The 20,895-nt window shown below is 66.6% G+C and carries 18 protein-coding genes and 2 pseudogenes; 14 read left to right on the forward strand and 6 right to left on the reverse strand.

Annotation, left to right across the window (positions count from 1 at the left end):
- Nucleotides 1–136: 136 nt before the first annotated feature.
- Nucleotides 137–427 (reverse strand): annotated as a pseudogene (locus tag EAW56_RS13190) (WYL domain-containing protein); the annotation flags it as partial.
- Here EAW56_RS13190 and EAW56_RS12925 point away from each other — a divergent pair.
- Entirely contained in the window at nt 398–556 is a 159-nt protein-coding gene (locus EAW56_RS12925) for a hypothetical protein (RefSeq protein WP_233126927.1), read from the forward strand. The pseudogene EAW56_RS13190 and the gene EAW56_RS12925 overlap by 30 nt on opposite strands.
- Nucleotides 557–586: 30 nt before the next feature.
- Here EAW56_RS12925 and EAW56_RS13195 read toward each other — a convergent pair.
- Nucleotides 587–760 (reverse strand): annotated as a pseudogene (locus tag EAW56_RS13195) (HTH domain-containing protein); the annotation flags it as partial.
- Between the two features lie 88 nt (nt 761–848).
- On the opposite strand from EAW56_RS13195, the gene EAW56_RS01235 reads away from it, so the two are divergent.
- From EAW56_RS01235 to EAW56_RS01250, 4 genes are read left to right on the forward strand one after another with little or no spacing between them, the layout of a single operon-like run.
- Complete coding sequence (locus EAW56_RS01235; RefSeq protein WP_095277736.1) at nt 849–1,406, forward strand: mycothiol transferase; 558 nt, start codon at nt 849–851, stop codon at nt 1,404–1,406.
- Between the two features lie 33 nt (nt 1,407–1,439).
- Nucleotides 1,440–4,577: an error-prone DNA polymerase gene (locus EAW56_RS01240; protein ID WP_122084728.1), complete on the forward strand. Its 3,138-nt coding sequence runs from the start codon at nt 1,440–1,442 to the stop codon at nt 4,575–4,577.
- Nucleotides 4,578–4,609: 32 nt separating this feature from the next.
- Nucleotides 4,610–5,122: a PH domain-containing protein gene (locus EAW56_RS01245; protein WP_233125502.1), complete on the forward strand. Its 513-nt coding sequence runs from the start codon at nt 4,610–4,612 to the stop codon at nt 5,120–5,122.
- On the forward strand, nt 5,119–6,546 hold the full coding sequence (locus EAW56_RS01250; protein ID WP_095277730.1) for a PH domain-containing protein: 1,428 nt from the start codon (nt 5,119–5,121) through the stop codon (nt 6,544–6,546). The genes EAW56_RS01245 and EAW56_RS01250 overlap by 4 nt, the downstream gene beginning before the upstream one ends.
- A gap of 8 nt (nt 6,547–6,554) precedes the next feature.
- Here the strand turns inward: EAW56_RS01250 and EAW56_RS01255 are convergent, their stop codons facing one another.
- A complete protein-coding gene (locus tag EAW56_RS01255; RefSeq protein ID WP_095277728.1) occupies nt 6,555–7,520 on the reverse strand; it encodes a chymotrypsin family serine protease in 966 nt (321 codons plus the stop codon).
- 80 nt (nt 7,521–7,600) lie between these two features.
- Between EAW56_RS01255 and EAW56_RS01260 the strand changes: the two genes are divergently transcribed.
- Nucleotides 7,601–8,269 carry an MOSC domain-containing protein gene (locus EAW56_RS01260; protein ID WP_095277725.1) on the forward strand — a complete coding sequence of 223 codons (669 nt, stop codon included), beginning with the start codon at nt 7,601–7,603 and terminating at the stop codon, nt 8,267–8,269.
- An 18-nt stretch (nt 8,270–8,287) separates the two neighbouring features.
- Here EAW56_RS01260 and EAW56_RS01265 read toward each other — a convergent pair whose 3' ends face one another.
- Entirely contained in the window at nt 8,288–8,758 is a 471-nt protein-coding gene (locus EAW56_RS01265) for a tRNA (cytidine(34)-2'-O)-methyltransferase (protein WP_095277722.1), read from the reverse strand.
- 23 nt (nt 8,759–8,781) lie between these two features.
- Here EAW56_RS01265 and EAW56_RS01270 point away from each other — a divergent pair, with 23 nt between their 5' ends.
- From EAW56_RS01270 to EAW56_RS01300, 7 genes are all read left to right on the forward strand, one after another.
- Nucleotides 8,782–9,651 (forward strand): bifunctional methylenetetrahydrofolate dehydrogenase/methenyltetrahydrofolate cyclohydrolase, encoded by an 870-nt coding sequence (locus EAW56_RS01270; RefSeq protein ID WP_186439346.1) that lies wholly within the window; start codon nt 8,782–8,784, stop codon nt 9,649–9,651.
- Nucleotides 9,652–9,665: 14 nt separating this feature from the next.
- A complete protein-coding gene (locus tag EAW56_RS01275) occupies nt 9,666–9,983 on the forward strand; it encodes a DUF3017 domain-containing protein (RefSeq protein WP_095277717.1) in 318 nt (105 codons plus the stop codon).
- Between the two features lie 69 nt (nt 9,984–10,052).
- Entirely contained in the window at nt 10,053–10,910 is an 858-nt protein-coding gene (locus EAW56_RS01280; protein ID WP_133064808.1) for a hypothetical protein, read from the forward strand.
- Nucleotides 10,898–11,887, forward strand: a complete 990-nt coding sequence (locus EAW56_RS01285; RefSeq protein WP_233125501.1) for an ABC transporter ATP-binding protein — start codon at nt 10,898–10,900, stop codon at nt 11,885–11,887. The genes EAW56_RS01280 and EAW56_RS01285 overlap by 13 nt, the downstream gene beginning before the upstream one ends.
- Before the next feature lie 73 nt (nt 11,888–11,960).
- Nucleotides 11,961–13,031 carry an ABC transporter substrate-binding protein gene (locus EAW56_RS01290; protein ID WP_095277710.1) on the forward strand — a complete coding sequence of 357 codons (1,071 nt, stop codon included), beginning with the start codon at nt 11,961–11,963 and terminating at the stop codon, nt 13,029–13,031.
- A 51-nt stretch (nt 13,032–13,082) separates the two neighbouring features.
- A complete protein-coding gene (locus tag EAW56_RS01295) occupies nt 13,083–14,837 on the forward strand; it encodes an ABC transporter permease (protein WP_244213303.1) in 1,755 nt (584 codons plus the stop codon).
- A gap of 9 nt (nt 14,838–14,846) precedes the next feature.
- A complete protein-coding gene (locus EAW56_RS01300; RefSeq protein WP_122084729.1) occupies nt 14,847–15,500 on the forward strand; it encodes a metallophosphoesterase family protein in 654 nt (217 codons plus the stop codon).
- Between the two features lie 7 nt (nt 15,501–15,507).
- Here the strand turns inward: EAW56_RS01300 and metX are convergent, their stop codons facing one another.
- Entirely contained in the window at nt 15,508–16,653 is a 1,146-nt protein-coding gene (gene metX, locus EAW56_RS01305) for a homoserine O-acetyltransferase MetX (RefSeq protein ID WP_095546127.1), read from the reverse strand.
- A gap of 9 nt (nt 16,654–16,662) precedes the next feature.
- Nucleotides 16,663–17,985, reverse strand: a complete 1,323-nt coding sequence (locus EAW56_RS01310; protein WP_095546126.1) for an O-acetylhomoserine/O-acetylserine sulfhydrylase — start codon at nt 17,983–17,985, stop codon at nt 16,663–16,665.
- Between the two features lie 201 nt (nt 17,986–18,186).
- Here EAW56_RS01310 and ppc point away from each other — a divergent pair, with 201 nt between their 5' ends.
- On the forward strand, nt 18,187–20,844 hold the full coding sequence (ppc, locus tag EAW56_RS01315; protein ID WP_122084731.1) for a phosphoenolpyruvate carboxylase: 2,658 nt from the start codon (nt 18,187–18,189) through the stop codon (nt 20,842–20,844).
- The last annotated feature ends 51 nt before the right edge of the window (nt 20,845–20,895 follow it).

Below are 20,895 nucleotides of genomic sequence, written 5' to 3' on the forward strand. Positions count from 1 at the left end.
CGGCGACCTCTTCCGGTGCCGCTGTGAGTTGGACGCGAGCCACGCAGCTGAAACGTTGCGCGATATTGGTGCTTAAAGCTGGAGGTGGGGCTGCGTGAGGGCTAAACGTCCATGTAGTGACGTGGGGCTCTGCTATCCGGTCGAGTCGGAACGTTCGCCAGTCGTTGCGGCCTCTGTCGAAGGCTTGGAGGTACCAGTACTCTCCTTGGGTTAAGAGCTTGGCTGGCTCAACCTCGCGCTCCGTAGGGGTGGCGGACGGTTTGTGGTACGTAAAGCGCACCAGTACGTGATCTCGGAGAGCGTTGGTGAGCTGCTGGAGCAGCTTTAGATTGCTTTTTTGTTGTTGCTGGGTAGCGGAACCCTCGTGATTGAGTGTGGTCGAGGCGCCTGTGAGCGTATGCGTGATGGCTCGCAGGCGTGGCGGCATGACGTGGTCGAGTTTGGTAAGGGCTCGGAATGCGGCCTCGCCGAATTCGTCGGTGCCGGAAAGGGCGTTCATACGCAGACTGGCCACGAGTGCGATGGCTTCGGAATCGTCGAGCAGGAGTGGCGGTAGATGTCGGCCTGCGCCGAGCTGATAGCCGCCGTCAAGACCGCGGCTCGAATGGACTGGATAACCGAGGTCTCTCAAGCGAGTGATGTCTCTGCGAACCGTGCGTTCCGTGACGCCGAGTTTCGCTGCGAGCTCGTGTGCCTGCCAAGTGGCGCGCGCTTGCAAGAGTCCGAGGAGTTGGAGGACTCGCTGTGTTGTATCCGCCATTGCTCTATTGTGCTTCACACTGCGGACAAGAGCTGTCCGGAAGGCATTTTAGGGTATCGGTGTCATCGTTCGACAGAAAGGAAACCTGATGTACTTCCCACGCAAGGACAATGAGCTGGATACTCTGTGCAACTACCTCGATGCGCAACTCGATGCGGTCCGTGCCAGCGCCTACGGGCTTGATGATGCCGCTGCGCGCCGCACACCACTGCGTAGTGATCTGAGTGTCAGTGGCATTCTCAAGCACGTCACGTTTGTGATGGCACAGTCGCTCTCCCGAGCCGGAAACGAAGGTTACAAGGATGCGGCTGTGGACTTTGCCTCGAGCTTTGTGCCGACCGAGGAAGAAGTGCTGGAGGTTTTGTTGGAGCGCTTCGATGTGGTTCGTGCTGACTTTATGCAGATGAGTCGTGGCGGCGACTTGGAGGCGGAGCTGCCTGTCGGCCCCTTCCCCTGGTATGGCATGGATGAGGCGCGTCCGGCGAAGCTGCGTTACCTCTATGTGCACTATGTGGAAGAGTTCGCGCGGCATGCGGGACATGCGGACATCATGCGCGAGGAACTTGATGGCGCGCAGGCGGCTGAGCTTCTTGCCGCAACCGAGGGGTGGGAGCCTAACGAGTACGTCACCCCCTGGGCGAGGTAGCACGGAGGTTCGAAACCTGTTAGCGTTTCGAACATGCGATTCAATGGAGGCGCGCCACTTTCGTGGTCCAAGCTGGAGCGGATCCTCTCCGGCGCGGAGACGGCTGCACCCGTGCCGGTGCAGCACACCGCGCCTGCTCAGAGCCCGCAGCGCGTGTCGAGCACCTCGCGCGTCCCGTTCGCCGAGCTCCACGCCGTGAGCGCCTACAACTTCCTCTCGGGTGCGAGCGAGCCGGAGGAGATGGTCGCGCGAGCCGCGGCACTGGGCGTCGAGACGCTCGCGCTGCTGGACAGGGACGGTTTTTACGGGGCGGTAAAGTTCGCGGAGGCCGCCGCGGCTGCAGGAGTGGGTACCGTCTTCGGTGCGGAGCTGACCCTGGACGGGCGCGTCCTCCCCGTCATCGCACGCGGGCCCGAGGGCTACAAGCGCCTGTCGCACCTCATGGCGGAGGCGCACATGGCAACGCGCGAGAAGGATAAGGTGGCCTACCCGCCGTTGGAGCTGATCGGCGAGGAACTCGGCGGGACCTGCGTGGTGCTGGCGGGCTGGCAGTGGGCAGAGGAAAAGGGTGCCATCGATCGTCTGGTCGATGCGTTCGGGCCCGGAAACGTCGTGCGCGAGTATGAGGCGTCCATGACCCCGCAAGACGCGGAGCACCACGAGCTTTTGGACCGTCACGACACACTGCCCGCCATTGTTACTGCCGCTCCCGGCGCAGCCACGCGGGAACACGCGCGCCTCGCGCAGGCGAAGCGCGCGCTGGCCAGGCGCGACTCGCTCGCCCAGGCCAACGGCCACCTGCATCCGATGGGTGCGAATTGGCTGCGTTCCGGCGAACAGCTCGCCCGCATGCTCCCGGGCTGCGAGGACAAACTGGCTTACACGGTGGAGCTGGCGAAGCAGTGCGCGTTTACGCTCAACCTGGTCGCCCCGGAACTGCCGCGCTTTGATACCCCGGACGGGCGCAGCGAGATGGAGCACCTGCGCGCGCTCACCCTCGCCAGCGCGAAGCTGCGCTACGCCTCCTGGTCGGAGGAGGTCCGCGCCAAGGCGCTGGCGCAGATCTGCTACGAGCTGGACGTGATCCAGGAGCTGAACTTCCCCGGCTACTTCCTCATCGTCCACGACTTCGTGGAGTTCTGCCGCCGCGAGAATATCCTCTGCCAGGGCAGGGGGTCGGCGGCCAACTCGGCGGTGTGCTTCGCCCTTGGCATCACGAATGCGGAGCCGATCTCTGCCGGGCTGCTTTTCGAGCGTTTCTTGTCCCCGGACCGGGAGGGCCCGCCCGACATTGACATCGACATCGAGTCCGGCCGCCGCGAGGAGGTCATCCAGTACGTTTATGCCAAGTACGGGCGCGACAACGCCGCGCAGGTGGCCAACGTGATTACGTACCGCCGCAAGGGCGCGGTGCGGGACGCGGCTCGCGCGCTGGGGTACGCGCAGGGGACCGCGGATGGGTGGGCCAAGGGCGTTGAGGAGGTGCCTGGTAGCGTCGATAAGCTTGCTGCTCAGTTTGAAGGGCAACCCCGCCACCTGGGCATTCACTCGGGCGGCATGGTGATCTGTGACCGCCCGATCGCCGATGTGGTGCCCGTGGAGTGGGCGCGTATGGAAGGGCGCTCGGTGGTGCAGTGGGACAAGGACGACTGCGCGTCGGCAGGCTTGGTCAAGTTCGACATGCTGGGCCTGGGCATGCTCGAGGCGCTGCACCACATGATCGACCTGGTGCGCGACACCACCGGTCGCGAGGTGCACCTGTGGGAGCTTTCGCTTGACGACGCCCACGTCTACGACATGCTCTGCCGCGCCGATGCCGTCGGCGTGTTCCAGGTGGAGTCGCGCGCGCAGCTGGGCACCCTGCCCAGGCTCAAACCGCGCGTGTTCTTCGACCTGGTCGTGGAGGTCGCGCTCATCCGCCCCGGACCGATCCAGGGCGGCTCCGTCCACCCCTACCTGCGCAGGCGCGATGGCCTCGAGCCGGTGGTGTACGACCACCCGGTGCTGGAGAAGTCGCTGGGCAAGACGCTCGGCATCCCGCTGTTCCAGGAGCAGCTCATGCAGATCGCCGTCGACGCCGCGGGCTTTTCCGGCCGCGAGGCGGACGCGTTGCGGCGCGCCATGGGCTCCAAGCGCTCACCCGCCAAAATGGCCGCGCTGAAAGCCCGCTTCTTCCGCGGCTGCTGGGAGACCAACCAGATCGGGGAGGAGGTGGCGGAGAAGCTGTGGACCAAGATCGTTGCCTTCGCTGCCTACGGGTTCCCGGAGTCGCACTCGCAGTCGTTCGCGTCCCTGGTGTACTTCTCCGCCTGGTTCAAGCGCTACTACCCGGCGCAGTTCTGCGTGGGCCTGCTGCGCGCGCAGCCGATGGGGTTCTACTCGCCGCAGTCGCTCATCCAGGACGCGCGGCGCCACGGCGTGACCGTGCTGCCGGTGAGCGTGAACGAGTCGGGCCGCGAGGCGCGCTGCCTGGACAACGAGACGATCCGGGTAGGGCTGAACCTGGTGCGCGGGCTTGGCGACGCGGCCGCCGACCGCGTCGAGGCTGCCCAGCCGTTTAGCGGGATCCCGGACCTGTCGCGCCGGGCGGAACTGAAGGTGGAGCAGGTCGAGGCGCTCGCGCGCGCCGGGGCGCTCGACTGCTTCGACGTGGACCGCAGGCAGGCACTGTGGCAGGCGGGCGTGGCCGCCACCGAGCGCGAAGGCATGCTGCCCGGGCTCTCCGCCATCGACGCGCCCGCGCTGCCGGGGATGAACGCGTTCGAACTGCTCGCCGCCGATGTCGCCGCCACCGGGGTAACGCCGGATGCGCAACCGATGGAGGTACTGCGCGACCAGCTCCAGGCTGCGGGGATCCTGCGCGCGGTGGACCTGAAGCGCGTGGAGGACGGCACCCGTGTGCGCATCGCCGGGGTGGTGACGCACCGGCAGCGCCCGCACACTGCCCAGGGCCTGACGTTTTTGGGGATGGAGGATGAGACGGGCTTGCTTAACGTGATGGTCTCGCCTGGCCTGTGGGGCAGGCAGCGGGTGCTCGCGCGCACGTCGCGGGCGTTGATTGTGCGCGGCATCGTGCAAAACGCCACCGGCGCGGTCAGCGTGGTGGCGGACAAGTTCGAGCCGCTCGAGGTAGGGGAGTGGCTCTCGCGTGGCTCGCGCGACTTCCGGTAGGCATGCGCTGAGTCTTTGGTAGGTTGACCACCATGTCAACCACCCCGATTCCGCAAGAACCCGCGGTTCCGCAGCTGCCGACGTCCGTGGAGCAGATGCACCGCGTCTCGCCGAAGCTGATGGTGCCGAAACTGGTCTCCAACACGATCTGGGCGCTGATCGTCCTGGGCTTTCTCGGCTTCGCCTGGTGGAAGTGGGGCTGGGGCTGGGCCATCCCGCTCGGGGTGTGCGCGGTCTACTTCGTCTGGCAGTACTTCCTCATCCCGTTCCAGGTGCGCAACATGGGGTGGCTGGAAACCGAGGATGACCTGGTGCTGAGCAAGGGCAAGATGTGGCACACCATGACGGTCATCCCGTACGGCCGCGTGCAGTTTGTCGACGTCACCTCCGGCCCCGTCGCCCGCGCCCTCGGATTGAAAAAGCTGGTGGTCAACACCGCGTCCACCACCTCGGATGCCAGCCTGCCCGGCCTGCCGGAGGCGGACGCGGATGCGCTGCGTGATCGCCTGGCCGCCAAGGCTCGCGAACGGATGAGTGGCCTGTGACTCAGCCTGCGCAAGACCAGAAACAGCACCAGCCCCAGTACCGCAGGGTCCACCGCCTCACCCCGCTGCTGCGCGTGTGGACGACGCTGCTTGCCCTGCTCGCCATCGCCGTTTTCAACTTCACCATGCCGATCTATCACTGGCTGGAAGAGGAAGACGTCGGGCTCACCGACGCCGCGTGGGCGCTCGGTGCCGCGGTGCTCGCCCTGATCGTCATCTTCGGGGTGTCGCAGCTGTGGTGGGCGCGCACGGGTTTTCGCGTCGACGACGAGGAGATTGAGATGCGCCGCGGCGTGCTCACCACGCAGATCCGCACGGCGCGCTATGACCGAGTCCAGGCCGTAGACATTGTCGAGCCGTTCGCCCCGCGCCTGTTCGGCCTGGCCGGTGTGCGCATCGAGGCCGCCGGCGGCGCGCAGGCCAACATCGAAATCGCCTTCCTCCCGCGCGGCGAGGCCGAGTCGCTGCGCAAAGAGATCCTCGCGCGCATGCACGGGCAGGCCCCGCTTGACGACGCCACATTTACCGTCCCCACCGCATCCCCCGACCTCGTCGCGCCGATCCCCATCAAGCGCTCGCTCGCCGCGGCGGCGCTGCAGTTTTCCACGCTGTTCACGCTTGCGTGGGCAAGTATTCCGATCTGGTCCGGCCTGACCATCGCCGCGGTCGTGCCGGTGGTGGTGAGCTTCCTGCCGCAGATCTGGCGCACGATCGACCAGTCGTGGCGCTTCAACTCCTCCCTCGACGGCGACGTGGTCAACCTGACCTTCGGGCTGGCCAACCGCCGCCGCCAGGCGGTGCCCCTGGACCGGATCCACGCGGTGCAGCTGAAACAGTCCATGCTGTGGCGCCCGTTCGGGTGGTGGCAGGTCACGGTGACGGTGGCGGGGTACGGCTCTGAAATGAACAAGGCCTCGGGCACCTCGAAGCTGCTCCCGGTGGGCACCTACGAGCAGGCCGCCCGCGTGGTCAACGCGATCGGCCCGCTCACCGCCGCCGAACTCACAGGGCCGGCCGTGCCCACTGTGCCTACTGTGCCTACTGTTACCGTCTCAGCGCGCAGCCCGCGCCAGGCACGCTGGGTCTCCCCGGTGGATTGGCGGCAGCAGAGCGTCGCGGTGGATAGCGGCCGAGGCGTTGCGCGTGTGACCTTCGGGCGGCTGACCCGCCGCTTCCAGGCAGTCAAGATCCCGCACATCCAGGAGCTCACCTACAGGCAGGGCCCGTGGCAGCGCCGGCTCGGCCTGGCGCACGTGCGCTTCGACCTCGTCCCAGGCGCGGTGAAGGTCACCGCCCGCGACCTAGACGACGCGCAGGCGCGCACGCTTGTCGACGCCCTCCGCGCCCGCACCCTGCCCGCCCTGGAGCCCACGGACGTGATAGGTGAGGATGCGGTTGATGGGGTGGCAGAGGGGCGTCGATAAGCGGTGAGCTAGGTGTGGAGGGTGAGGCCCCAGTGCTCGATGGCCCCGGCGATCTCCATCCCACCCAGCATGGTCTTGTTGGTGTCCGAGCCGTTGGAGGTCACGCCGAGCGCCCACGCGCCCTGGTTGTTGACAGCGAAGATCGCGCCGCCCGAATCGCCGCGGTCCGAGATGTTGCGGAAGTAGAACTGCCCGTCGTGGCCGATCTCGGTGAACTCGCCGCAGGAGTAGCCGGTGGTCGCGCCGAGGCGGCAAATCGCCATGCCCTGGCGCTGCGCCTCCTGCGGGGTGATCCAGCCTTGCAGCGGGCGGTCCAACGGCAGCGAGGACGAGTACTGGGATTCGCCAGAAAGCTCGATGAGCCCGATGTCCGCGCCGAATTCGGTGGTCCGCTGGTCCTGCTGCCACAGCGACTCCACCATCGTGCCCGCGCGCGTCCAATTGCCGTTGGAATCCTTGACGTAGAAGTCGTCGCCAACCAGGCCACAGTGGCCCGCGGTGATGATAAAGAGGCGGTCGCCCTTGGATGCGAGGAAGCCCGTTGAGCACTCAGTGTCCGTCGTGGCGTTGTGGATCATGCCGCCTGGAACGACCCCGCCCGGCGCCTGGAGCCATTGCCAGTCCGTGGAGTTGTGGTAGTAAATGCCCAGGTTATCGTCGCGTCCGCGCTGGCCGGACGCGTCGTTGTCCGGGTCGATCGCGCGCCGATCGATGGGTGGCTCGGCCGAGCGCTGCGCGGAGGACGCGGTCGATCTGGACGTGGTCGGCTTGGATGAGGTCGAGGTATCCGCCTCGACGGGCGCATTGAGCATCTCCGAGATCTCGGCGGCGGCGGAATTCTGGGAGGAGGTCGTGGGCTCTGAATCGCCCGGGTCGCCCGAGTCGCCGCAGCCGGCCAACAGCGCCGCGGTGCTGAGCGCGGCCGCGACTGCGGCGAGGCTGCGACGACGCTGTGCCGTCAGAGTGGGAAACATGTGCGCCTCTTTTCAAAGCGTTGTGTGTAAACGGGGGAACAGGGGCAAATCCTAACAGTCGGGGTGTACGCTACATCACTATGAGCGGATCTGAGTCGCACGAACGTGCGACAGTGCTGAGTGCAAACGTCGCCCGCCCGCAGCGCGACCCGGGCGGGGCGGCGCGGCAGAGTGGCATTCATAAGCAGCCTGCCGAGCGGCTCGACGTGATCATTCCGGGGCCGCACTACGGCGACGGCAGCGGCGTGGTCGGCGACACGGTGGGGGACACCGCTCACCACGGCGGGCTGCAGAAGGCGGTCTACGTGTTTAGCCGCGAGCGCCTCGACTGGTGGGGCAACCAGCTGGGGTACCCACTGGACAACGGCATGTTTGGTGAGAACCTTACGACCCTGGGCATCGACTGGACCGCAGTGCTGATCAACCAGCGCTTCCGCATCGGCGAGGTGGAGCTGGAGGTGAGCGTGCCGCGCTCGCCGTGCCGCACGTTCGCGGCGTGGATGGGGGAGCCGCAGTGGGTGAAGGCGTTTACCTTAAGCGGGGACTGTGGCTGCTACTTTCGCGTGAACAAGGAGGGCGCGATCACGCCGGGCGATGCCATCGAGGTGCTGGACGAGCCTTCGCACGGGTTCACCATGGGCGAGGCGTTCCGTGCGAAGATGGGCGACGCGGAGTTGTCGCGGCGCTTGTGGGAGCTACGCATCATGCCACCGATGTATCAGCAGCGGTTGGACGCCCGGTTCGGGTGAGGCTTGGCCTAGACAGGCCTACACCCCACCGGGGAACCCCAGCTGCCGCCACGCCTCAAATACTGCGACGGCCGCCGAATTAGACAGGTTCATTGACCGCCGGCTGGGCAGCATGGGAATCCGCACCTGGTCAGTGACCTTTGGGTGGTGGCTGTGTGCCTCGGACAGCCCGGTGGGTTCGGTGCCAAACAGGAGCGCGTCGCCGTCCCGGTAGGCAACGTCGTGGTAGTACGTGGTGGCCTTGGTGGTGAACGCGAAGATGCGCGCTCCGTCCAGCGCGGCAAAGCAGGCCTCTATATCTGGGTGGATCTGCACGTCCGCGAGGTCGTGGTAGTCCAGGCCCGCGCGCTTGAGGTGCTTGTCGTCGAAGTTGAAGCCGAGGGGCTCGACCAAGTGCAGGACGGCACCAGTATTGGCGCACAGTCGGATCGCGTTGCCGGTGTTGCCGGGGATGACTGGGTTATCAAAGATGACGTGAAGTGCGCACACACCGACAGTCTAGGATGGGGTGCGTGACTGCGATCAAATTGGACGGAAAACTCTACCGCGAGGAGATTTTCGCGGACCTTGAGGCTCGCGTTGCTCGTCTCAAGGAGGAACACGGCGTGACCCCGGGCCTGGCCACCGTGCTGGTGGGGGAGGACCCGGCGAGCCAGAACTACGTGCGTATGAAGCACCGCGACTGCGAGGAACTCGGCATCGCCTCCATTATGAAGGAGCTGCCAGGCGACACTACGCAGGAGCAGCTCGAGCAGGTGATCACGGAGCTGAACGAGGACGATGCCGTCACCGGCTACATCGTCCAGCTCCCGCTGCCCAAGCACCTGGACGAGAATCGCATCCTCGGGCTCATTGATCCGGCCAAGGACGCCGACGGCCTGCACCCGGTGAACCTGGGCAAGCTCGTCCTCAACGAGCCCGCCCCGCTGCCGTGTACCCCGAACGGCTCGATCAAGCTGCTCGAGCGCTTCGGCGTCGACCTGGACGGCGCGATCGTCTGCGTCATCGGGCGCGGGGTGACCGTCGGCCGGCCGATCTCGCTGATGCTCACCTCCCGCGACGTCAACGCCACCGCCGTCCTGTGCCACACCGGCACGAAGGACCTCGCCGCAGAAACGCGCCGCGCCGACGTTATCATCGCCGCCGCAGGCAAGCCGCACATGATTACGGCCGACATGATTAAGGAGGGGGCAGCGCTTCTCGACGTCGGCGTGTCCCGCGTCGACGGCAAGACCGTCGGCGACCTGCACCCGGATGTGTGGGACAAGGCCGGCTGGGTCTCCCCGAACCCGGGCGGCGTCGGCCCGATGACGCGCACCTTCCTGGTGCGCAACATCGTGGAAAGCGCTGAGCGCGCCGCCGGCATCGCGTCCGACGCGTAAAGGTTGGGGCATTCGTGCTCTCACTCGATAACCCCCACGACATCGGCAACCCTCCCTCGCGCCTCCCCGATTGGGCACAGTGGGCGATGGTTGCCCTCTTTGTCGTGGGGTTTGTCGCCTCCGCACTGTTCGCGGCCACGGAGCACTGGCGCCGCGCGACGTTTGTGCTGGGGGCGTCGATGATGTGGCTCGCGGTGATGCGCTACGCCTGCGACTCGCGCATCGTCGGCTTGCTCGCCGTGCGCTCGCGCCGGGCGGACGCCGTCTTCTGTGTGTGCTGCGGGCTGGCCATGGTGCTACTCGCGGGTACCGTCGACTCGCTGGGGTCATGATTTGTGGCGGCCACCGGCGGACCGTGTTCACACAAACTTCATACGGGATTTTCCCGGAAGTAACATTGAATGCCTACCGTCTACCGGGTGTTTGTAAAGAAACGGTCACTTCCCGCGCTTGCGCTTTGCGTTGCCGCAGCGCTCGCGCCCTTTCCGCACGCGGGTGCCGCGGCGGTTGCGGCCCCCGACTACCAGGTAAAACTCCGCCTGAGTGATACCGCCGTCGGCGCGGACGGCGCACCGTCCGCGCAATTCCGCTCCTTCTTCGACGTCCGTGAATCCTCTGGGGCGGAGCAGTCAGTGTACTTCGACACCGCCGACGGACTCCTGGCCAACCACGGGTGGACGGCGCGCCTGCGATACAAGGACGGCGCGCAGGGATACGACGTGACGTATAAATATCGCCTGCCACTCGAGGGCAATTCGGTGTCCTCCGAAAGCGTCGGTGCCGGGCTGGAGGAGGCCCGCAAGCAGAACTTTGACGCGTCGGACACCAACTACGCGGCGCAAGTGAACGCGAGCTACGCGACGTCGACGCTGGACTTCAGCACCAAGAAGAGCGCGGCGTGCGTGACTGCGCAGTGCGAGATTCCGTCTGCCGATAAGGCCGTGGCAATTGTGAAGGACCTGGAACCCGGGAAGTTTGCAAAGGCGACCGGCACTACGCTGGCGGCGTCGGACCTCAAGATGACGCAGACCGTCGAGCAGCGTACGTGGCGCGTCGAGATCGGCGGCGTGAAGACGGATCTGGAGATCGCCACATTCGGCGGCCAGGTGTGGGCCGAGATCTCCGAGGAGGAGACCTCCCGCAAGGACGCGGTGCGCAAACGCGACACACTAGTTGCGGAGCTGGACCGGGCAGGCCTGCTCGTGCACGAGGACGCATTTAAGACCGGCAACGTGATTGAAAGCGGGTGGCAGCAGTGACGACGGCGCAGGTCGAATTGGACAGCGTGCGGCGGGAGTTTCCTGACGGGACGGGGTTGCACGCGACGTCGATAAGCATTGCGAAGGGCGAGTTCGTCTCCATCCTCGGGCCCTCTGGCTGCGGCAAGTCCACGATGCTGCGCTGCATCGCGGGGCTGGAGACGCCGGATGCCGGCACGATCACGTTTGCCGGGCGCGAGGTGTTCGGGCCGAAGACGAACACCCCGGTGAACAAGCGCAACCTGTCGATGGTGTTCCAGGACCTGGCGCTGTGGCCGCACATGACCGTGGCGAAGAACGTGGAGTTCCCGCTGACCACGGGGGCCGCGAAGGTGGACGCGAAGGAGCGCGAGCGCCGCGTGGCGGAGGCCATGGAGATGGTCAATATTGCCTCGAAGGCGGACCAGCGGCCGAACGAGCTGTCCGGCGGGCAGCAGCAGCGCGTGGCGATCGCGCGTGCGCTGGTGTCGCAGCCCGACCTGCTGCTCATGGACGAGCCGCTGTCCGCGCTGGACGCGGCGCTGCGCACCCAGATCCGCAGCGAACTCACCCGGCTGGCGTACGACCTGGACCTCACCGTCATTTACGTCACGCACGACCAGGCCGAGGCGCTGGCCATGTCGGACCGCGTCGCCGTGATGAACGAGGGCGAGGTCCGTCAGTTCGCCGCGCCGGTGGAACTCTACGACCACCCGGCGGACTCGTTCGTCGCCGGGTTCGTCGGCGTGACCAACACGCACGACACGCTACCGGACAACCGACCCGAAAACGTGCAGGTCACGGTGCTGGATGATGGAAAGCGCCCGGAATCGCTTCCGGAGAACTCCGTCATTGGCGAGGTCGTCGAGCGGCAGTACACCGGCGGGCGGTACGAGATCCGCTGCCTGGTGGACGGCGCCCCCGAGCCGTGGCTCGCCTACACCCGCGCGCCGATCGGGCGCGGGGATACCGTCCTGCTGACGGTGACCACACCGTAACCACCCGTCATCACGTCCTCCTCCTGGGCCGACCGGCCTGCGAGCACTGAACAAGAACTTTTAGGAGACAACAATGAAGAAGATTGCTGCCGCCATCGTCGGCCTGACCGCAGCGCTCACCATGACCGCCTGCGGTTCCGTCGAGTCCGCCGACAACGCGGAATCCACCGGCTCCGAAGGCGCCTCCGAGAGCCAGGCCGTATCCGCCGAGAAGTGGGAGGCCCCGGAAGGCCTCTCCGGTGAGCTGGACTACTACTCCGCGAACCCGCAGGGGCTTACCGACGCCCTCGTCGAAGCCTTCGAGGAACGCACCGATGTGAAGGTCAACGTATTCGCCGACACCACCGGCAAGATCACCGCCAAGCTCAAGGCGGAGGAAGCGAACCCGCAGGCCGACGTGGTCTACCTGGCGTCCTGGAAGGCGGCCGCGAAGCAGGCAGAGGCCGGCGCGCTCGAGGCGTACAAGCCCGCCAACATTGAGAACTCCAACCCGAAGTGGAACGCGCAGGACGACACCTTCCACGGCCGCGACGGCTCCGCGCTGACCCTGGTGGCCAACACCGACGTCATCGACGAGGCCCCGACCGACTGGGAGGACCTGGCCGACCCGAAGTACAAGGACATGGTCATCATGCCTGACCCGCGTGAGTCCGGCACCGCCGCCGACCTGCTCGCCGCCATGGTTGCAGAGTGGGGCGAGGACAAGACCTGGGAGCTCTTTGACAAGCTGTTTGACAACGGCATGATCGTCGAGGGCGCCAACGGCCCGGCGCTGGACAAGGTCACCTCCGGCTCCAAGGGCATCGTGCTCGGCGGCGTGGACTACTCCGCGTACTCCAAGAAGGACAAGGGCGAGGCGTTGGAGATCAGCCTGCCGCTGTCCGGCACCACGGTCTCCCCGCGCCCGGTGATGATCATGAAGACCTCCGACAACAAGGAGGCAGCACAGGCCTTCGTCGACTTCATGTTCTCCGAGGAAGCGCAGCAGATCTCCGCGTCCAAGTACATGATCCCGGCGAACCCGGAGGTCGAGCCGAAGGAAAGCCCGAAGCTGGACGAGATCACGCAGATCTCGGACGACTGGGAGGCCATCTCCGCTGAGTCCAAGAACGTTCGCGAGCAGTTCGCCGAGCGTTACCTGTAACACCCACCCGCGGCGCGACTGGCGCCGCCTGCGCGAGGAGCGAGGAAGTACGTGACGACCTTGAACACGGGAACGCCGGGAACGCCGCTGGCCGAGCCGGGAACGCTGTCGGCCGAGCCAGGAAGCAACAACGCGCGGGCGGGGCGGCGCCCGGGGCGTAACACCAGGCGGGGCAACGGCCCCGGCATCTACGTGGTGCTGCTCCTTCTCCTCGTCCTCGTCGCTGCCCCGCTGCTCTCCGTGCTGGTCACCGCGGTGACCGGCTACCGCGATGAGCCGTCCGCGCTAGGCGAGCTGGTCGAGCCCGGCATGCTCAAGGTCCTGGGTAACACGATTGTGCTCTCGCTCATCGTCGTCCTCTTCGCCACGCTCTTCGCCGCCCCACTCGCCCTGTTCCGCGCCTGGACCCCCATGCGCAAGGCGGGCTGGGTGGAGGTGCTCATCATGGTGCCGTTCATGACCCCGCCGTTCGCCGCGGCGATGGCGTGGATGGACTTCACCCGCGTGCGCGGCGTGGCCGACATGCTGCTCGGCGAGACGCTCGGCGGGTTCGCCCACGACGCCATCTACTCCGTCTGGGGCATGGGCTTCATCATGGCGGCGGAGCTCTTCCCGTTCCTCTACCTCATCCTGCGCAACTGCTTCGAGGGCATCCCCGCCTCGCAGCTGGAGATGGCGCAGGTGGCGGGCGCGTCCCGCTGGCAGCAGTTCACCCGCATCATCGCGCCGATGGTGGTCGGCCCGTACTCGTTGGGCGCGCTCATCGTCTTTATCAAGGCGGCCGGCGAGTTCGGCACGCCGGTGACGCTGGGTAACGCAATCGGCTACAAGGTGCTCGTGTCCTCGATCTACGAGGACGTGACCATCGACCCCCTCAGCTTCAGCAGCGCGGCCGCGACCTCGTCCGTGCTGTTCGCCCTCGGCGTCACGGCGTGGGCCATCCAGCAGTGGGCGAGCCGGAAAGACCTCACCGGAGGGGGAAGGGCGTCGCGGCCGGTGCGGCTGCGGGCGTCGAAAAGCGCAATGGCCCTCGCGTGGGTCTACAGCATGGTGGTGTTTGCCCTGTCCGTATTCATCCCGTACATCTCCATCATCCTGGCGGCGATGACGATCCTGCGGTCCAAGGCGCCGACGCCGAACAACCTCACGTTTGACTACTTCGCAATCGTGCTGTCCATGCCGTCTGCGCAGGAGGCGCTCACCCGCTCGATCGTGCTCGGCGCGATCGGCGCGACGACCGCGGTGCTGGTCGCCCTCGCGATCACGCTGCTGACCATGCGGCGCTCCACTATCGTGGCAAAGCTCACCGACTTCCTCGCCGTCGCCCCCGACACCGTGCCCGGCATCGTCCTGGCCATCGGCTTTATCCTCCTGTGGAACTCGCCCAACCTGCCGTGGACGCCGTACGGCACCCAGATCATCCTGGTCATGGCGTTTACCGTACTGTTTACGCCGATGGCGGTGCAGAACGTGAAGACGTCCGCGGCATCCATGTCGCCGACCATGCTGGAGGCCGCCGCGATCTGCGGCGCCACCCCGGCGCAAACTTTCACCCGCGTCACCGTGCCTCTGCTCGCGCCCGGCCTGTTCGCCGGCTGGCTGCTCGCCTTCTTCGTGGGCATTCGTGAGCTGGTCATGTCCTCGCTGATCCGCCCGAGCAACATCAACCTGCTCGCGCCGTGGATCATGAACCAGTACGACCAGGGCCACCGCGCCGAAGCGATGGCGATGACGCTCATCGGCGTCGGCACCTCCACGCTCGTGCTCGTGCTCGTGCGCTGGTGGCAGTCCCGCCACGCGCGTTAACCTGGTCCAATGACCGCTCCGATCCTCGTCCTTGCAGACATCCACCTCGGCCGCCCGCAAACTGGCACGAAGAAGACCGGCCCCGGCATCGAGTGGGCGCTGGGCGCGCTGCGTCGCGGGGCGCAGGCAGGGGCTGCGCACTTTGTGATGCTCGGCGACGTCATCGACCGCTCCCGCTTCACCAGCGCCACCTTCGGCGAGGTCACGCGCTTCTTCGCCCGCGCCCTCGAGCTGTTCGACACCACCGTCTTCATCGCCGGCAACCACGACGTCCACCACGACCTCTCCGCAGTGATCCCGCCAGGTGTCGCTGTGGCGGGCACGCGGCCGCAGACGATCCGCGCGGGCGGGTGGGCGCTGCACACCGCCGCCGTTGAGGTGGACCGCGACCCGCGCCGATTGGTGCCGTCGTTTCCTTCGCGTATCAGCGGCGCGCCCAACCTCGGCCTCCTCCACACCTCCGTCACCGGCGAATACTCCAACAACGCCTGCTTGCCCTGCGACGTTGAGGAGCTCGAGACGCGAGGCTACGACGCTTGGGCGCTCGGCCACGTGCACCAGCGGATCGAGCTGGACGCGGCCGTGCCCGTCGGCTGGGTGGGTATGGGGCGCGGGCTCATCGCCACGCTTGACGACGCCCACGTGACCCTCCGCGACCTCTGAGTTTTTCCTAGATGTCGTAGTCGCCGCGGGCGGCCGCGATGTCGTGCGCGGACGGGGCCTCGCGGGTCAGCGCGATGAAGTTGCGCAGGACGCGGTCCATCTGGCGCGCCTCGACGAGGAACGCGTCGTGGCCGACGGGCGAGGACAGCTTCGACATCGCGAGCAGGTTGCCCAGGTTGCGGGAGAGGTGTTCCTGCTGGTGGTAGGGGTAGAGAATGTCGGTGTCAACGCCCACGATCATTGTGGGCACGGTTGATGAGGCCAGCGCCTTGTTCAGTCCGCCGCGCCCGCGGCCCACGTCGTGGCGGTTGAGGGCCTCGGTGAGGGTGACGTAGGAGGCGGCGTCGAAACGCTCGGTGAGCTTGCGGCCCTGGTGCTCCAGGTACGACTGGACGGCGAAGCGCTCGCCGTCCTCGCGGTAGGTGCCGAGCGGATTTTCGCCAGGCTGGGCGGAGGTGCCGAAGCGCTCGTCGATCTCCAGCTCGCCGCGGTAGGTGAGGTGTGCCAGGCGGCGGGCGGCTGCCAGGCCCGCATCAGGTGCGCGACCCGTGCCGTGGTAGTTCCCGCCCTGCCAGTCCGGGTCCTGCGTGATCGAGGTGATCTGCGCCGTCTGGATCCCAATCTGCCACGCGCTTGCGCGCGCGGAGACGGCAATCACCAGCGCGTAGTCCACCTGCTCCGGGTAAAGCAGCGTCCATTCCAGCGCGCGGGCGCCGCCCATCGAGCCGCCCAGGATCGCGTGCACGCGCGAGATACCCAGGGCTTCGAGGAAGCGGTGCTCGGCCAGCACCATGTCGCGGATGGAGACGGCAGGGAAGCGGGAGCCCCACACTCCGGTGCCGCCCGGGTAGGGGGACGCCGGACCCGTCGACCCGTAACAGGAGCCGAGGGCGTTGGTGCAGATCACGCACCACTCGTCGGTGTCCAGCGCCTTGCCGGGGCCGATCGCTTCGCACCACCAGTCGGAGGCGTCCGGGTCGCCGGTCAGTGCGTGCTCGACAAGCAGGATGTTGTTGGTGCCGTTGGGGTCACCGGCCGGCTCGCCCCATCGTCGGTAAGCAATTTGCGCCTCGTCGATCTGGGCGCCTGCCTCGGTGCGGAGGGTGCTGATGTCGACGGTGGCGAGCTGGCCCTCGGGGGCGAGTGTGAGCATGGGGTCCGCCTAGATCGCCGCGAATCCGCGCTTGAGGTCGTCGATGATGTCGTTGATGTCCTCGATACCTACGGACAGGCGGACCGTGGCCTGGCTGATGCCGGCGCGCTTGAGCCCCTCCGCGTTGGACTGCGAGTGGGTGGTGGAGGCCGGGTGGACCACCAGGGAGCGCACGTCGCCGATGTTGGCCAGGTTGGAGTGGAGCTTGAGGGCGTCGATAAACGCCCAGGCCTTGATGCGATCGTCCGGGTCGCCCGCGACCTCAAACGAGAGCACGGAGCCAGTGTGAGCGAGGCCGAGCTTGTCCTTGACAGCCCTGTACGGGGAATCCGGCAGGCCGGCGTAGTTGACCTTCGCCACCTTGTCGTGGTTGGCCAGGAACTCGGCGACCGCAGCAGCGTTCTCGTTGTGCTTGTTCACGCGCAACTGGAGGGTGTCCAGGCCCTGCAGCGCGACCCACGCGTTGAACGGGGAGATCGCGGCGCCCGTGTCGCGCAGCAGACCAGCGCGGGCCTTGAGTGCGAACGCGGGCGCGCCCAGGTCGGCGTACTTCAGGCCGTGGTAGGCCGGGTCCGGGGTGGTGAAGTAGGGGAAGACGTCCTCGCCGTCGCGCTGGACGGTCCAGTCGAAGGAGCCGCCGTCGATGATCGCGCCGCCGATGGCCGCGCCGTTGCCCGTGTAGAACTTGGTGGTTGAGACCACGACGACGTCCGCGCCCAGCTCGATCGGGCGCACGAGCGCGGCGGTGGCCATGGTGTTGTCCACGATCAGCGGGACCTGGTTGGCGTGCGCAACCTCGGCCACCGCCGGGATGTCCAGGATGTCCGCGATCGGGTTGCCGAAGGTCTCGCCGTAGAAGGCCTTGGTGTTGGGGGTGACGGCGGCTTGCCAGCTGGCCGGGTCATCCGGGTTGTCCACGAAGGTGACATTGATGCCCAGGCGCGGCAGCGTGACCTGGAAAAGCGTCTCGGTGCCGCCGTAGAGGCGCGGGGAGGTAACGATGTGGTCGCCGGCCGAGGCGAGGTTGAGGATCGCGGCGGTCTCCGCGGCCATGCCGGAGGCGAAAGCGACGGCGGCGACGCCGCCCTCCAGGGAAGCGAGGCGATCCTCCAGCGCCTGCTGGGTGGGGTTTGTCAGGCGTGTGTAAATCGGGCCCGCGTCCGAGAGGTTAAAGCGGTTCTCCGCGTGCTGCGCGTCGTCGAAGACGTAGCTGGTGGTCATGTAAATCGGCTGGTTGCGCGCGCCGGTATCGGAGTCGACGGGCTGGCCTGCGTGGATGGAGCGGGTGGCGAAGGCCCACTCGTTGGCGTTGGAGTTGTCGTAGTTGCTCATGGCCCCTGACCGTAACGCGCGGTCGGTCCGTTGTGTACCAAGCTGTCTATTTTGCGTGTTAAACGGCTGAATAAAATTGGGGTGGTTTGCCCAGCTCGTGAGAGTGTGATGTGCGTTGTGGTGAGCGGGGATGTGATCTGGGTTACATTAGGTGGTGTGCTGGACACCGCTTAAGAATTCGAAGCTGTAAGGAGACACCACGTGCCAACCCAACCCGCAGACCACGTCCGTGAAGACATCCGACTGCTCGGGCGGGTGCTTGGCCGGGTGATCGCCGAACAGGAGGGCCAGGAAGTCTTCGACCTGGTTGAATCCACCCGCCGCACCGCCTTCGACATCGCGCACGGCGACGCCACCCCGGATGACCTGCTCGCCGTGCTCCGCGAGCTGGACATCACGAACGTGAACCTGGTCGCCCGCGCGTTTAGCCACTTCGCGCTGCTGACCAACCTCGTCGAGGACCTGGACGACGAGAAGGTCCCCGCCCCGGTGTCGCTGCGCAACACGTTCGCGCACCTGCACGACAGTGGGGTGGGCGCAGATCGGGTCGCCGAACTGGTCGCCGGCGCGCAGGTCTCGCCGGTGCTCACCGCGCATCCCACCGAGACGCGCCGGCGCACCGTCTTTGACACCCAGACACGCATCAAACGCCTGCTCAGCGAGCTTCACGCTGGTGCGGACCCCGAGGCGATCGAGCGTGAGATGGAGCTGCGCATGACCCTGCTGTGGCAGACCGCCCTCATCCGCATCGCGCGCCCGCGCCTCGAAGACGAGATCGACGTCGGTCTGCGCTACTACAAACTCTCGCTGCTCGAGCAGATCCCGGAGCTCAACCGCGCCATTCAGCAGTTGCTTGCCGACGCCACCGGGACCGTCCCTGCACTCACCCCGGTCCTCCGCCCGGGCTCCTGGATCGGCGGCGACCACGACGGCAACCCGTACGTCAACGCGGAAACGCTGACCTACGCCACTCGCCAGGCCGCCGACACAGCGCTGGCGCACTACCTGGACGAGCTGGCCGACCTGGAGCGCGAACTTTCCCTGTCGGACCGCTATTCCACCTGCTCGGCAGAGCTTTCCCAGCTCGCCGACGCCGCCGACAACACCGCCGAGTCCCGCGTGGACGAACCCTACCGCCGCGCCGTGTACGGGATCCGGCACCGCGTTGCGGCGACGCGCGGGGCGTTGGCGGGGGAGGAGGTGGGCGTCGATACGCATGCTCCATACGCTGACCCCGCGGAACTGCTCGCCGACCTGGACTGCATCGACGACTCGCTGCGCGCGTACGGAGGCGCGATTATCGCCGATGATCGGCTCGCGCGCCTGCGCTCGGCCGTGACCACCTTCGGCTTCCACCTGTACACGCTCGACTTGCGGCAGAATTCCGAGTCCTTCGAGGCGGTCGTGGCGGAGGTGCTCGCGGCAGCCGGTGTCTGCGAAAACTACGCGGAGCTCGTGGAGGAGGACCGAGTGGAGGTGCTCGTTCAGGAGCTGCGCACACCGCGGCCATTGCTGCGCGCCGAGGCGCAGCTTAGCGACGCCACGCGCAAGGAAATGGGTATCCTCACCGCAGCAGCACGCGCCGTCCGCGACCTGGGGCAGGGCGCGGTCACACAGTGCATCATCGCCATGACGGGGGCCGTCTCCGACATCCTCGAACCCATGGTGCTGCTCAAAGAGGTCGGGCTCGACGCGGTCAACGTTGTGCCACTGTTTGAAACGATCGACGACCTTGCGCACGGCGCGCGCATCCTCGAAGACCTCTGGTCACTCCCGTTCTACCGCGACTACCTGCGCGAACGTGGCGACGTGCAGGAGGTCATGCTCGGCTACTCCGACTCCAACAAGGACGGCGGCTACCTGCAGGCCAACTGGGCGCTTTACGACGCCGAACTCGCCCTCGTTGAACTCTGCAACCGCCACGGCATCCGCCTCCGGCTCGCGCACGGCCGCGGCGGGGCAGTCGGCCGCGGCGGCGGGCCCACCTACGACGCCATCCTCGCCCAACCCAAGGGCGCCGTCGACGGCTCCATCCGCATCACCGAACAAGGCGAGATCATCTCCGCTAAGTACGGCTCCCCAGAAACCGCTCGCCGCCACCTCGAGGCCTTCGTCGCCGGTGCCCTCGAGGCCTCCCTGCTGGACACGGAACCGATCGCAGACCCGACCCGCGCCTACGACATCATGCGCACGCTTGCCGCCTACTCCGGCGAAAAGTACAACGAACTCATCGGCGACCCCGGCTTCATCGACTACTTCACCCAATCCACCCCACTCCACGAGATCGGCGAGCTCAACCTCGGTTCCCGCCCCGCCTCGCGCAAACAAACCACTGCGATCTCCGATCTTCGCGCCATCCCCTGGGTCCTGTCTTGGGCGCAGTCGCGCACCAATGTGCCCGGCTGGTTCGGCGTCGGTACCGCGGTGGAGCGCTGGGCGGGCGAGAGCGAAGCACGCTGGGACGAGCTGCGCGAACTCTACCGTGACTGGCCCTTCTTCCGATCTGTAATGGCAAACATGGCGCAGGTGATGGCGAAAGCGGAGATGTCGCTGGCTCGCCTCTACGCCGACCTGGTCGAAGACGCTGATGTCGCTGAGCGGATTTTCGGGCTCATCTCCGACGAATTCGAGCGCACTCGCCAGGTGTACTTCCGTATCACCGGGCACACGGACCTGGTTGCCGAGAATCAGCGGCAAGCCCGCTCGCTGAAACGCCGATACCCCTACCTACTGCCGCTCAACGCCGTCCAGCTCGAGCTGCTTCGCCGCTACCGCGCCGGCGACGAAACGTTCCTGGTCTCCAAGACCATCCAGGTCACCATGAACGGGCTCGCCACAGCGCTGCGCAACGCGGGGTAGGTTTCCGCGAAGTGAGGGAACCTGGACCTGGTTTTCTTCGTCAAACTAGGT

It is taken from the genome of Corynebacterium gottingense, assembly GCF_003693265.1.
Lineage (GTDB): Bacteria > Actinomycetota > Actinomycetes > Mycobacteriales > Mycobacteriaceae > Corynebacterium > Corynebacterium gottingense.